The organism is Nonomuraea sp. NPDC004186, assembly GCF_053603495.1.
Map to the genome: position 1 here is coordinate 46,719 of NZ_JBSGFQ010000085.1, position 12,740 is coordinate 59,458.

General features: G+C 71.2%; 9 protein-coding genes. 5 read left to right on the forward strand and 4 right to left on the reverse strand.

The features are described from left to right. On the reverse strand, positions 1-1,761 hold the full coding sequence (uidA, locus tag ACWEPL_RS46310; RefSeq protein WP_452439986.1) for a beta-glucuronidase: 1,761 nt from the start codon (positions 1,759-1,761) through the stop codon (positions 1-3). After that, positions 1,761-2,963 (reverse strand): family 1 glycosylhydrolase, encoded by a 1,203-nt coding sequence (locus tag ACWEPL_RS46315; protein WP_452439987.1) that lies wholly within the window; start codon positions 2,961-2,963, stop codon positions 1,761-1,763. The genes uidA and ACWEPL_RS46315 overlap by 1 nt, the downstream gene beginning before the upstream one ends. A gap of 84 nt (positions 2,964-3,047) precedes the next feature. Between ACWEPL_RS46315 and ACWEPL_RS46320 the strand changes: the two genes are divergently transcribed. The 4 genes from ACWEPL_RS46320 to ACWEPL_RS46335 all read left to right on the forward strand — a co-directional run bounded on the left by ACWEPL_RS46320 (position 3,048) and on the right by ACWEPL_RS46335 (position 7,251). Then, the gene (locus tag ACWEPL_RS46320; protein WP_452439988.1) at positions 3,048-3,680 is read left to right on the forward strand and encodes a TetR/AcrR family transcriptional regulator; all 633 of its coding nucleotides are present in this window, start codon (positions 3,048-3,050) and stop codon (positions 3,678-3,680) included. Between the two features lie 193 nt (positions 3,681-3,873). Further along, positions 3,874-5,205: a cellulase family glycosylhydrolase gene (locus ACWEPL_RS46325; protein ID WP_452439989.1), complete on the forward strand. Its 1,332-nt coding sequence runs from the start codon at positions 3,874-3,876 to the stop codon at positions 5,203-5,205. A gap of 73 nt (positions 5,206-5,278) precedes the next feature. Continuing rightward, a complete protein-coding gene (locus ACWEPL_RS46330) occupies positions 5,279-6,478 on the forward strand; it encodes an ROK family transcriptional regulator (protein ID WP_452439991.1) in 1,200 nt (399 codons plus the stop codon). A 47-nt stretch (positions 6,479-6,525) separates the two neighbouring features. Then, positions 6,526-7,251: a FadR/GntR family transcriptional regulator gene (locus ACWEPL_RS46335; RefSeq protein WP_452439992.1), complete on the forward strand. Its 726-nt coding sequence runs from the start codon at positions 6,526-6,528 to the stop codon at positions 7,249-7,251. Here ACWEPL_RS46335 and ACWEPL_RS46340 read toward each other — a convergent pair. Together ACWEPL_RS46340 and ACWEPL_RS46345 are read right to left on the reverse strand one after the other, a co-directional pair. Beyond that, a complete protein-coding gene (locus ACWEPL_RS46340) occupies positions 7,248-8,690 on the reverse strand; it encodes a pectinesterase family protein (RefSeq protein WP_452439993.1) in 1,443 nt (480 codons plus the stop codon). The two genes, ACWEPL_RS46335 and ACWEPL_RS46340, sit on opposite strands and share 4 nt — an antisense overlap. A gap of 66 nt (positions 8,691-8,756) precedes the next feature. Then, a complete protein-coding gene (locus tag ACWEPL_RS46345) occupies positions 8,757-10,235 on the reverse strand; it encodes an RICIN domain-containing protein (RefSeq protein ID WP_452439994.1) in 1,479 nt (492 codons plus the stop codon). A 373-nt stretch (positions 10,236-10,608) separates the two neighbouring features. Between ACWEPL_RS46345 and ACWEPL_RS46350 the strand changes: the two genes are divergently transcribed. Continuing rightward, positions 10,609-12,740: amino acid adenylation domain-containing protein (locus ACWEPL_RS46350; protein WP_452439995.1), on the forward strand; the 2,132-nt coding region annotated here is incomplete at its 3' end.

The window sequence follows — 12,740 nt, forward strand, 5'->3', positions numbered from 1 at the left end:
CTAACCCTGTGGTTTGCGGCCGGCGAGCGACCTCCAGCGGGCCCGCAGCGCGTGGGCGGCGGCCTTGGGCCTGCGGTCGCGGGTGAAGACGCCCTTCTTGTTGCCGTCCACGCGGTGGATGCCGTGGGAGGTCTGGAAGTCGGCGAAGTTCCACACGTGCTCGCCGACGAACGCCTCGATCCGGTCGAACACGCGGTGGTTCATCTCGAGGTAGGCCTGCTGGTACTCCTCGGTCCACGGCGTGTCCCACACCGAGTGCAGGCCGGGCATGGTGTCGGCGCCGTACTCGCTCATCATGATCGGCTTGCCGAACCTGCCGGCCCAGCCGCGCAGGTCGTGCTCCAGGTAGGTCTCGGCCGTGGCGAGGTCGCCGGTGGCGACGTACCAGCCGTAGTAGCGGTTGATGCACAGCACGTCGAAGAGGTCGGCGATGCGGTCGTTGTCGTGCGTGGCGAAGAGCACGGCCGCGTAGCTCACCGGGCGGGTGGGGTCGAGCTCGCGGGTGAGCTCCACCAGCGGCTCGAAGTACTCGCGCGCGCCCTCCTCGTTGGAGGCCGGCTCGTTGGCGATGCACCACATGACGACGCTGGGATGGTTCTTGTCGCGGGCGACCAGCTCGCGGATCGCCTGGGCGTGCGCCTCGCGGGTGGCCTCGCCGAAGGTGTCCGGCGAGAAGGTGGGACGGGGCGGGGCGCCGGTGAGCCCGGACGCGACGGCGAGGTTGAGGCCCACGGCGGCGGTCTCGTCGATGACGACGATGCCGTGCCGGTCGGCGAACTCCATCACCTCCTCCGCGTACGGGTAGTGCGAGGTGCGGAAGGAGTTGGCGCCGATCCAGTCCATGAGCTGGAAGTCGTGCACGAGATAGGCGTTGTCGTGGCCCTTGCCGCGCACCGGCGTGTCCTCGTGCTTGCCGAAGCCGGTGAAGTAGAACGGCTCGCCGTTGATGAGGAACTCGGTGCCGCGCACCTCCACCGTCCGCACGCCGAACGGCTCGGGGTAGCTGTCGATGACCTGCTCACCGTCCAGGATCTCGGCGACCAGGTCGTAGAGGTAGGCCGCGCCGGGCCGCCACAGCCGCACGTCCTCGATGCGCAGGACGCCGTTCGCGCCGTCGGCCGTGGCGACCTGGGCGCCGGTGGCGTCCAGGACGCGGACGCGGACCCGGGCGGGCGCGCTGGTCCTGACCGTGTACTCCACCGTCCCGTCCATGGCGGTGACGACGGTGATGTCCTCGACGTGGACGGCGGGACGGCTGCAGAGCCACACCGAGCGGGCCAGGCCCGCGTAGTTGTAGAAGTCGTGCAGGTACGTCTGCCGGCGCCGCCCGTCGGCGGTGACGGTGATCGTGCCGGGCGGGATCGTCGTGTCGGTCAGCTCGTTGTTGACCCCGATGGTGAGGCGGAACTCCTGGCCGGCGCGTACGTGCTCGGTGATGTCGGCCTCGAAGGGCGTGTAGCCGCCCACGTGCTCGGCCACCAGGACGTCGCCGACGTAGACCCGGCCCTGGTGGGTGGCGGCGTCGACGCGCAGGACGACGCGCTCGCCGGCCCAGCCGCGCGGCACCCGAACCTGCCGCTGGTACCAGGCCCAGCCCACATGGTCGCGGATCGCGCTGTCGGTGAACAGGTCGTTGTAGCTGGCCGGGACCGCCGCCTCCAGCGTGGTGTCGAGCGGGCCGGGGCCGCCGTCGAGGGCGAACCGCCAGAGCCCGTCGAGACCGACCAGCTCGCGGGTGGGGGTGGAGCGCGGCTTCAGCATCAGATCTCTCCCCGGCGGGCGACCCCGCCCAGCCAGGCCAGGCTCGGCTTGGGGTGGCGCTCGAACGTCGTGCGATCGACGGCGATGAGGCCGAAGGTCGGCTCCCAGTGGCCCCACTCGAAGTTGTCCAGGGCGGTCCAGTGGAGGTAGCCGCGCACGTCGATGCCGTCATCCGTGCCGTTGTCCATGGCGTCGAACAGGTGGCCGAGGGCCTCGGAGGTGTAGGCGATCCGCCGCGTGTCGTCCGGGGTGGCGATGCCGTTCTCGGTGACGAGGATCGGCGTGTGGCCGGTCGCCTCCCAGGCGTGCCGGACGGCGATGCCGATGGCGTCGGGCCGGTAGGCGTTGCCGGTCATCGTGTTGTCCGGGTGTTGCGGGTGCGGGACGACGCCGTTCTCGTCGACGGCCTGGCTGGAGTAGGACTGCACGCCGATGAAGTCGTCGCCGCGGGCGGCCTCCAGGTAGAGGTCCTCACGGACGTGACGCACCTCGCGCAGTTTGTCCTCGTTGCCCGGGGTCGGGGTGAGCGCCTGGCAGGCCACCGTCCAGCCGACGGCCGCCCCGGTGTGCTGCTTCAGGATCGCGCGGGCCGCGTGGTGCGCCTCGGCCAGCCGTTCGCCGATCTCCGGGTCGGGGTCGGGGAGCACCGGCCGCGCGGCGCCCTCGACGGTGGGGCTCATCCACTCCTCGGTCGACCGCTGGGTGGCCCGCGCGTCCCGGGCCATCCCGATCATGAGGGCGAGCATGTTGGGCTCGTTCATCGTGCACACCCACTCGACGCCGTCGAGGATGCTCGTGGCCTCCCGCACGTACGTCTGGAAACGCTGGGTGGCGTCCTCGGCGAGCCAGCTGAACCAGCGCGGGTTCGTGAAGTGGTGCAGGGTGATGACAGGGGTGAGCCCCAGGTCGAGGGCGGTGTCGATCATCCGGCGGTAGTGGGCGAGCTCGGCTCGGCTGAACTCCCCGGGGACCGGCTCGATGCGGGCCCACTCGATGCCGAAGCGGTAGGCGTTGAGCCCGGCCTCGGCCAGCAGGCGCATGTCCTCGGCGAAGCGGTGGTAGCTGTCGACCGCGTCGCCGCTGCGCTGCATGCCGGGCATCTGCTGCTCGAGGGCCCACCAGTCGCTGTTGACGTTGTTGCCTTCCACCTGGTGCGGCGCGGTCGCCGCACCCCAGAGGAAACCGGAGGGGAGCTGGGGCATGGTGGAGTTCCTTGCTCGAGACCATGGGTGTCGGCGACACGCTAGCATGAAAACCGAATCGCGATACTAATTTGGAGGGGCGTCATGATGGCATCCGGCAACCGCGGCCCGTACGCGAAGACGGCGGCGGTGCGCCGGCGCGTCCTCGAGGCCTGCGTGGACGCGTTCGGCGAGACCGGCTTCTACGGCGCCACCATGAAGGACATCGCCAAGCGCGCCGGCATCAGCCACACCGGGCTGCTGCACCACTTCCCCCGCAAGGAAGACCTGCTCCTCGGGGTGCTGGAGCTGCGTGACGAACGCGGCACCGAGTTCCTGGAGGCGGCCAAGGTGCTGGACCCGGCCGCCGACCCCGTCGAGACCCTGAAAGGCATGATCGCCGTCATCGTCGACAACGAGCTCCAGCCGGGGCTCATGGAGCTGCACTGCGTCGTGTCGGGCGAGGCGACCTCTCCCGACCACCCCGCGCACGCCTACTACGCCGACCGCTACCGCAATCTGCGCCGCTTCTACGCCGACACCTTCACCGCCCTGGCCGAACGCGACGGGCTGCGCCCGGCGATCGACCCCGAGACGCTGGCCACCATGACCATCTCCCTCATCAACGGCCTGCAGGCGCAGTGGCTCTTCGCCCGCGACTCCGTGAAGGTCGAATCCGCCATCCGCGAGTTCTTCCTCTCGGTCATTCCAGGGCTGCCCCGCGCGGCCCTGTCGTGAGCGGACTTATTTAACGGCTGAAACTTTCAGGTGATCCCTCGCCTCCCCGGGCCGGTCGTCGCAGGCAGGGGCATGGATCGGCACTTCGCGCGGGGCGGGCGTGATCTCCCCTGCTTCTCCGGCCTTCGGCGGCTCTATAGCGTGTGGGGCGCTTCCCGCCCCGGATGGCCGGGGCCCGACCACGAGGTAGGTCATGAGAAGAAGGCTTCTCGCCCTCGGCGCCGCCGTGCTCGCGGCCGTCGCGTCGGTCTTGGTGTACGTCCAGTCCGCGTCCGCGGCCGCGGGCCTGCACGTCAGCGGCACGAAGATCGTCGAGGCCAACGGCCGGGAATTCATCATGCGGGGCGTCAATCACCCCCACGTCTGGTACACCAGCCAGACCGGCTCGTTCGCCGACATCAAGGCGCTCGGCGCCAACACCGTGCGCGTCGTGCTCGGCAGCGGCAAGCGGTGGGGCCCGTCCACCGACGTCGCCAACGTCATCTCCCTGTGCAAGCAGAACAAGCTGATCTGCGTGCTGGAGGTGCACGACACCACCGGGTACGGCGAGGAGGGCGCCGCCGCCTCGCTCGACGAGGCGGCCGACTACTGGATCAGCCAGAAGAGCGCGCTCGTCGGCCAGGAGAACTACGTCGTCATCAACATCGGCAACGAGCCGATCGGCAACACCAACGCCGCCCAGTGGACCGCCGCCACCGCGAACGCGATCAAGAAGATGCGCAGCAACGGCTTCGAGCACCTGCTCATGGTCGACGCCCCCAACTGGGGCCAGGACTGGCAGTACGTCATGCGCGACAACGCCCAGACGATCCTGAACGCCGACACCCAGCACAACACCGTGCTGTCGATCCACATGTACGCCGTCTTCAACACCGCCGCCGCCATCGTCGACTACCTCAACCGGTTCCAGGCGAACGGGTGGCCGCTGGTCATCGGCGAGTTCGGCTGGCGCTTCAGTTCCAGCGAGGTCGACCACGAGACGATCCTGGCCGAGGCGCAGTCGCGCGGCCTCGGCTATCTCGGCTGGTCCTGGAGTGGCAACACCGACCCGATCCTCGACATGGCGACCGGCTTCAACCCGAGCCAGCTCACGACGTGGGGCCAGCGGATCTTCAACGGCGCCAACGGCATCAAGGCGACCGCCAAGGAGGCCACGATCTACGGCGGCTCGTCCGGCACCCCGTCACCCACTCCCACCCCAACCCCCACCCCCACGCCTCCCTCCGGCGCCTGCTCGGCCACCTACCAGGTGACCGGCCAGTGGGGCGGCGGCTTCCAGGCCGAGGTCCGGGTCACCGCGGGCAGCTCGGCGATCAGCGGCTGGACGGTGACGTGGGCCTTCGCCAACGGCCAGACCGTCACCAACGCCTGGAACGCGACGGTCAGCAGCAGCGGGTCCAACGTGACCGCCCGCAACATGAGCTACAACGGCAGCCTCGGCGCCGGAGCCGGCACGACCTTCGGGTTCCTGGGCTCGTGGAACGGCAGCAACAGCGTCCCCACGCCGTCCTGCGCCGCCCGCTGACGGAACGACGGCCCGGGCCGGACGCACCGGCCCGGGCCCGGCTTTCTTTGGCGCCCGAAGTAAGGGAGACCGAGTGGCCGGGAGGCCGAGAACCCGCGGGATCGTGCTCAACCGCATCCGGGCGGCGCGCACCATCAGCCGGATCGAGCTCGCCGCCGAGTCCGGGGTCACGCCGGCGACCATCACCCAGGTGGTCCGCGAGCTCATGGACCACGGGCTGGTCGTCGAGGTCGGGCGCGGGGCGTCCACCGGCGGCAAGCCCCGGACGCTGCTGCAGCTCAACCCGCGGGCCCGGTACGCGGTGGGCGTCCTGTTCGAACGCAACACCTGCGTCGTCGTCCTCGCCGACCTGACGGGCCGGCCGGTCGCGCGGACCTCGTTCCCCGGCACGGCCCTGCTGCCTCCCGGGCAGGGCCTCTCGCTGGTGGCCTCGCGCGTGAACGCCCTGCTCGACACCGCCGGGGTCGATCGCGGGAAGGTGCTCGGGGTGGGGCTGGCGACGTACGGGCCGCAGGACCGGCGGGCGGGCGTGCTGCTGACCCACCAGCCGACCGCCGAATGGTTCGGATACCCGGTCGCGCCGCGCCTGTCGGAGATCCTGGGCCTGCCGGTGCTGCTCGACAACGACGCGGCGGCCGCGGCGATCGGGGAGTACTGGCTGGGGGCGGTGGACACACCCGCGTTCGGCTGCGTCTACATGGCCAGCGGCATCGGCGGGGGCGTCGTCGTGGACGGCGAGCTGTACCGGGGCAGCTCCTCCAACGGCGTCGAGATCGGCCACATCACGGTCGACCTGGACGGAGGGCCGTGCGGCTGCGGTAACTACGGCTGCCTCGGCAACTACGCCGACCCCACCGCGGTGATCAGGCAGGCACTGGAGGCATCCAGCCTCGGCCGGCGGCTGGGGCTCGACCCCGCCGACTCCGACGTCATGGCCGGGTTCGGCCGCATCGCGACCGCGGCGCAGGCCGGAGACCCCGAGGCGCGTACGCTCATCGAGCGCTCCGCCCGCCACCTGGGCACCGCCGCCGTCACCATGGCGAGCCTGTTCGACCTCGACACGATCGTGCTCGCCGGGCCCAGCCTCGCCGCGGCGGGCCCGATCTACCAGTCGGTCGTCCAGGAGGAGGTGCGGCGGCGCACCTTCGCCCGGCGCGCGCACCGGGTGCGGGTGGTCTCCTCGGTCAGCGGCTCGGACGCGGCCGCGATCGGCGGGGCCGTGCTCGTCCTGCAGGGCGAGCTGTCCGTCCTGGAGCTGGCTCACCTTGATTAATATGATTACTTTTTGTTGCAGGCGGCCGGCCATGGCATGATTCCGGCATGGAGGAGATCGGAAGGGCCGGCGCCCACGACCGCGTGGTCGTCAGTCTCGGCACGGCCATCGTCAACGGCGTCATAGCCCCGGACGACGACCTCGACGTGGTGGCGCTGCAGGAGCGGTTCGGGGTGAGCCGGACGGCGGTGCGGGAGGCGCTGCGCGTGCTCGCCGCCAAAGGTCTGGTGGGCGCGCGGCCCCGGCGCGGCACGTTCGTCGCGCCGCGCGAGCAGTGGTCGCTGCTCGACGCCGACGTGCTGCGCTGGCGCTTCGCCGCCCAGGTCGACGAGGTGTTCCTCGACGAGCTGGGAGAGGTGCGCCTGACGATCGAGCCCGCGGTGGCGCGCATGGCCGCGCAACGGCGTACCGACCGGGACCTGGCCGCGCTCGAGGACGCTCTGACCGCCATGCGCGAGGCCGCCGGCCGGCCTACCGGCGACCAGGTCGAGGCCGACCTGGCCTTCCACCACGCCCTGTTGCGCGCGGCGCACAACGAGCTGATGGCCCGGATGGCGACCGCGATCGAGGCCGGGTTGCGGCTGCGCGACCAGTTCGTGCACGCGAACCTCACCAGCGAGTCCGCCGACAAGCACGCCGAGGTCCTGCTGGCCGTCCGCCGGCAGCGACCGAAGGCGGCCGAGACCGCGATGCGAGCGCTCATCGAGCGCTCGATCGCGGACGTCGACATCGCCAAGAAGATCCACGCCGAACAGGGCGGTCACCAGCACTAGCCGGCGGGATTCCAGCCGTCGCCGCCGGCCAGGTACTTCTGAGGGGTGTAGTTCGCCGCCTGCGCGTCGCTGAGCTGCGGGCGGTTGGCGTTGGTGGTCGCGCCGGCGCCGTTGTTCCGATATTCGAGGAAGCGGGCGTTCTTCCAGGAGTTCGATGACATGTCCGTCCACGGCTGCGCGGTCGCGATCGTCGCGCTCAGCGTCGACTCCCGGTAGAGCACCTGCGCGTCGGGCCGCCACGGCCGTCCGAGGGTGGTCGTGTTGTTCGTGGCGCCGGTGATGCGCGACTTGTAGAACAGGAAGCCGTACGTCTTGGCCGCCGCCGTGCTGGCCGCGGTGACGGGGCCGCCCGTGCTGCGCTTCTCGTAGATGTCGCAGCTGTGGAAGACGATCGTGCCGCCGCCGAAGATGAAGTCGACGGTCCCTTCCACGTAGGAGTTCTTGACGTACGCGCGGGCCGAGTCGTTGACGAGGAAGGTGTCCTGGTCGCCCAGGATGCGGACGTTCGTCAGCGTGGTGCGGTCGCCGTCCAGCCGCAGCGCGACGGCCTGCGCGCCGCTGGGGACGGTGCTCTCGTCGAGGTCGTTGGAGATCGTCAGGTTGGTGGCGGCGGCGTCACGTGCCGAGATCAGCGCGGTGTAGCTGCCGGAGGTGCCGTGGGTGTAGGCCGAGTGGTTGTTCACGATGAGGGTGTCCGACGGGGACGAGCCCAGGCCCTGCAGCGTCACGTACGGCTTGTTGACGACGACGATCTCCCGGTAGGTGCCCGGCTTGATGGTGATCACCACCTGGCTGCTGTTGCCGGCCGGCACCGCGTCGATCGCCGCCTGCACGGTCCGGTAGCGGCCGGTGCCGTCGGACGCCACCGTCGGAGTGGCCGATCCGGAGGTGGAGTTGAAGGTCCACTGCATGCGGGCGACGTCGGAGCAGGTCTCCTGCACGATCGGGTTGTTGCCCGCCGTGGAGCCGTCCTTGTTGCTCACGCACAGCCCGGTCGCGACGCTCTTCACCAGGTACTTGCCGGAGGCGGCCGTCGAGGGCGTGAGGGTCCACTGCTGGTTGGTCTTGCTGCCGTCGCCGCAACCCCACTGCTGCAACTGCGTACCGGAGACCGTCGAAGCCCCGGGCACGTCGACGCACCGGCTGCTGCCGCCGTTGACCAGATTGAACGCGCTCCCCCGCGCCACCGCCCTGAACTGCTGATCGAGCGCGGAGGCGGCGCAGGCGGTCTGGACGAGCAGGGCGCCGTTGTCGGCCGAGGCGCCCGTCACATCGACGCACTTGCCGCTCGACCCCGACGCCAGCGCGTAGACGCCGCCGTCGGCCGGGGCCGCGGCGGCCGAGCTCACTCCGGTGGAGAGGGTCAGGACGGTGACGGGCACCGCCAGGACGACCGCGATCTTCGCGGCGCGTGACGGTGCCTGGATGCCGTGGCGCATGGTCGGTCCTTTCCTGAGGTGGGGGGTGCCCCGGGCCGGTGCTCTGGCGCCGGCCCGGGGTGTCGATCACAGGCCGATGTTGGCCTGCGGGCCCGCGTAGGTGCGAAGGAGCGCCGGGACCTGCGCCGCGGGGTCCAGCGTGTAGGAGTAGAAGGAGGACGGCGTGAAGGCGGAGCCGCCGGTCTCCCGCTGGCCCGTCGAGTTGACCACGATGCTGCCGCTCTGGCGGAGCTCGGCGGCGTCGTCCCTGTAGTAGGGGTCCTTGACGTTGTCGTAGTAGCTGTTCTCCAGCACCATCTTGGTGGCGCCGCGCGAGTAGTTGCCGTAGCCGGTGATGTTCTGCAGGTAGTTGTTGTACAGGTGGGCGTATGCGACGTTGTCGGTGCTGGGGTTGCGCTGGTTGTTGTCGTGGATCCAGTTGTGGTGGATCGTCATCCGCGCCGTGACGTTGTCGGTCCAGCCGATGCCGAACGCCTTGTTGTTCTCCGACAGGACGTTCCAGGACACGGTCAGGTAGCTGGTGTCCTTGCGGCTGTCGATCAGCCCGTCGTTCATCCGGGTGATCGTGTTGTGGTCGATCCAGATGTGGTGGGCGGTGTCCATCTGGATACCGTCGTAGTCGTACAGCTTGTCGTCGGGGTCGTCGTCGGCCATGCGGGTGTCGCGGATGGTCAGGTTCCGGATGATGACGTTGCTGACGCCGGTGCCGAGGAAGAAGCCGCCGTTGACGATGTGGCCCCTGGTGCCGACGCCGACGATGGTCTTGTTGGAGGCGACCTTGATCTCCGTGCCGTACGGCGTGACGGTGATGGCGCCGTTGACCTTGATGACGTACGGGTCGCCGGCGGTGGCGTACTTCACCAGGTCGGCATAGGTGGTGACGGTCACCGTGGGGCCGGCCGCGCCTCCGGTGGTGGTCGGCAGGCCGCTGCCGCTGGTGGCGGCGAACCCGTCGGCGTTGTCGGACCAGACCCGGTCGCCGGACGAGGTGGAGTTGACGGACCACTGCATGCGGGCGACGTCGGAGCAGGTCTCCTGCACGATGGGGTTGTTGCCCGCCGTGGAGCCGTCCTTGTTGCTCACGCACAGCCCGGTCGCGACGCTCTTCACCAGGTACTTGCCGGACGCGGCGGAGGAAGGCGTGAAGGTCCACTGCTGGTTGCTCTTGCTGCCGTCGCCGCAACCCCACTGCTGCAACTGCGTACCGGAGACCGTGGACCCGCCCGGCACGTCGACACACCGGGTGCTGCCACTGTTGACCAGATTGAACGCACTCCCCCGCGCCACCGCCCTGAACTGCTGATCGGCGGCGGCGGGGACGCAGGCGGTCTGGACGAGCAGGGCGCCGTTGTCGGCCGAGGCGCCCGCCACATCGACGCACTTGCCGCTCGACCCCGACGCCAGCGTGTACACGGCGCCGTCGGCGGGGGCCGCCGCCTGCGCCGGTCCCGCGGACGTCACCAGCGCGGTGGCGGTGACCAGGACGGCGGCCATGGGGACGCCGATCGATCGGGTGCGGCCTTTGATGGTTGTGAGCAGATTCATTGATCGCATCCTCGAAGGTCGAGAGGAATCTCCGCATCGGACGAATCAGCGCGCTTCACTAAATCGCCGCCCTCCGCGTCAGTGCGCTGAGGTTACGACCGCGTTTCTGATTACGTCAATCCATGAAACAAACAGGAGGAAGCTGGTCGAGCCCCCGTTTTCAGCGCCCCTGACGGCCGGTCAGCCCACCCTTGCGGCGTTTTTCGCTGGTCATTGCATGACCCGGGGCGAAAGGCGGCGGGCCGTCATCCGAAAAATTTCGATGATTCGGCGGCGCGCCCATCTGAAACTTTCCTCGGCCATCCGGCGGCCCGGTCCGTAACCCGGTGCGCGTACTCTGGCATGTCACCCGTCGTCCACCCAGGGAGCACGCTTGCGCAGCAATCCGGCCGATTTACGCCTGAGGGCGGCGACCGCGGTCTACCCCGCGGGCGTGCTGGCCCCATCGCCCCGTACCCTCAACGACGTCCTCGACGAGACCGCGCGCCGCCACCCGCACGCGCCGGCGATCGACGACGGCACCGTGGTCCTCGACTACCTGTCGCTGCGCGCGGAGGTGGACCGGCTGGTCGCCGGGCTCGCCGAGGCCGGGGTCGGCCGCGGCTCCCGCGTCGGCGTGCGCCTCGCGTCGGGGACCGCCGAGCTGTACGTGTCCATCCTCGCCGTGCTCGCCGCCGGCGCCGCCTACGTGCCCGTCGACGCCGACGACCCGGCCGAGCGCGCGGAGACCGTCTTCGCCGAGGCCGGCGTGGACGCGATCGTCTCCGGGGAGCTCACGGTGACCGGCACCCCGGGCCGGGCGCCCGCGCCGCCGGAGCCCGGCGACGACGCGTGGATCATCTTCACCTCCGGCTCGACCGGCAAGCCGAAGGGCGTCGCGGTGACGCACCGGTCCGCCGCCGCGTTCGTGGACGCGGAAGCGGGGCTGTTCCTGCAGGAGCGGCCGCTCGGCCCCGGTGATCGGGTGCTGGCCGGGCTCTCGGTGGCCTTCGACGCCTCCTGCGAGGAGATGTGGCTGGCGTGGCGGCACGGCGCCTGCCTCGTGCCCGCGCCCAGAGCCCTGGTGCGCACCGGGATGGACCTGGGCCCTTGGCTGGCCGCCCACCGGATCACGGCCGTCTCGACCGTGCCCACGCTGGCCGCGCTCTGGCCGGCCGAGCACCTCGACGGCATCCGGCTGCTCATCTTCGGCGGCGAGGCCTGCCCGCCCGAGCTGGCCGAGCGGCTGGCCGTGCCGGGGCGCGAGGTGTGGAACACGTACGGGCCCACCGAGGCCACCGTGGTGGCCACGGCGGCGCGGCTCACCGGCGAGGGCCCGGTCCGCATCGGCCTGCCCCTCGACGGGTGGGACCTCGCGGTCGTGGACGGCACGGGCGAGCCGGTGGCCATGGGCGAGACCGGCGAGCTGGTGATCGGCGGCGTCGGCCTGGCCCGCTACCTGGACCCGGCCAAGGACGCCGAGAAGTACGCGCCGCTGCCCTCGCTGGGCTGGCAGCGCGCCTACCGCAGCGGCGACCTCGTACGCGCCGAACCCGACGGGCTCATCTTCGCCGGCCGGGCCGACGACCAGGTGAAGCTGGGCGGCCGCCGGATCGAGCTGGGCGAGGTGGACGCAGCGCTGCAGGCGCTGCCCGGGGTCGCGGGCGCGGCCGCCGCCGTCCGCACCGCCGGCGGCGGCCACCAGGTGCTCGTCGGCTACCTCGTCACCGAGCCCGGCTTCGACCTGGCCCAGGCGCGCGAACGGCTCGCGGACACGCTGCCCGCGGCCCTGGTGCCGCGCCTGGCGCCGGTCGACTCGCTGCCCACGAGGACCTCGGGGAAGATCGACCGGGCCGCGCTGCCGTGGCCGCTGACCGAGCCGGCCGCCGCGGAGGTCGCGCTGAGCCCGGCCGAGGCGCGGCTGGCCGGGCACTGGACCGCCGTCCTCGGCGTGCCGCCGAGCGGCCCCGACGCCGACTTCTTCACCGACGGCGGCACCAGCCTGGCCGCGGCCCGGCTGGTGTCGGTCCTGCGCGCCGACCATCCCGACGTGGCCGTGGGCGACGTGTACGCCCAGCCGACGCTCGGCGGGCTGGCCCGGCTGCTGGCCGGCAGGGGCGAGGCCGAGCCGGATCGGCCGCCGGTGACCCCGATGCCCGGGCGGTCCGCGCTGGCCCAGTCCGCGCTCATGGTCGTGCTGCTGAGCGCCGGCGCGGCGCGCTGGATCGTGCTGCTCGCCGCGCTCGGCAACCTGCTCGCGCCGTCGTGGGCTCCCCTGTTGTCGTGGTGGTGGGTGGCGCTGGGCGCGCTGCTGTTCGTCACCCCCGCCGGGCGGATGGGCCTGTCCGCGGGCGTGGCCCGGCTGGTGCTGCGCGGCGTGCGGCCCGGCGCCTATCCGCGCGGCGGCGGCGTGCACCTGCGGGTGTGGTTCGCCGAGCGGTTCGCGGAGCGGCTCGGCGTGCCCGACCTGGCCGGGGCCCCGTACATGGCGTGGTACGCCCGGCTGCTCGGCGCCCAGGTGGGCGC

Coding starts and splice junctions, on each gene's coding strand:
- uidA (WP_452439986.1), bottom strand. CDS start 1,761: ATGCTGAAGCCGCGCTCCACCCCCACCCGCGAGCTGGTCGGTCTCGAC.
- ACWEPL_RS46315 (WP_452439987.1), bottom strand. CDS start 2,963: ATGCCCCAGCTCCCCTCCGGTTTCCTCTGGGGTGCGGCGACCGCGCCG.
- ACWEPL_RS46320 (WP_452439988.1), top strand. CDS start 3,048: ATGATGGCATCCGGCAACCGCGGCCCGTACGCGAAGACGGCGGCGGTG.
- ACWEPL_RS46325 (WP_452439989.1), top strand. CDS start 3,874: ATGAGAAGAAGGCTTCTCGCCCTCGGCGCCGCCGTGCTCGCGGCCGTC.
- ACWEPL_RS46335 (WP_452439992.1), top strand. CDS start 6,526: ATGGAGGAGATCGGAAGGGCCGGCGCCCACGACCGCGTGGTCGTCAGT.
- ACWEPL_RS46340 (WP_452439993.1), bottom strand. CDS start 8,690: ATGCGCCACGGCATCCAGGCACCGTCACGCGCCGCGAAGATCGCGGTC.
- ACWEPL_RS46345 (WP_452439994.1), bottom strand. CDS start 10,235: ATGAATCTGCTCACAACCATCAAAGGCCGCACCCGATCGATCGGCGTC.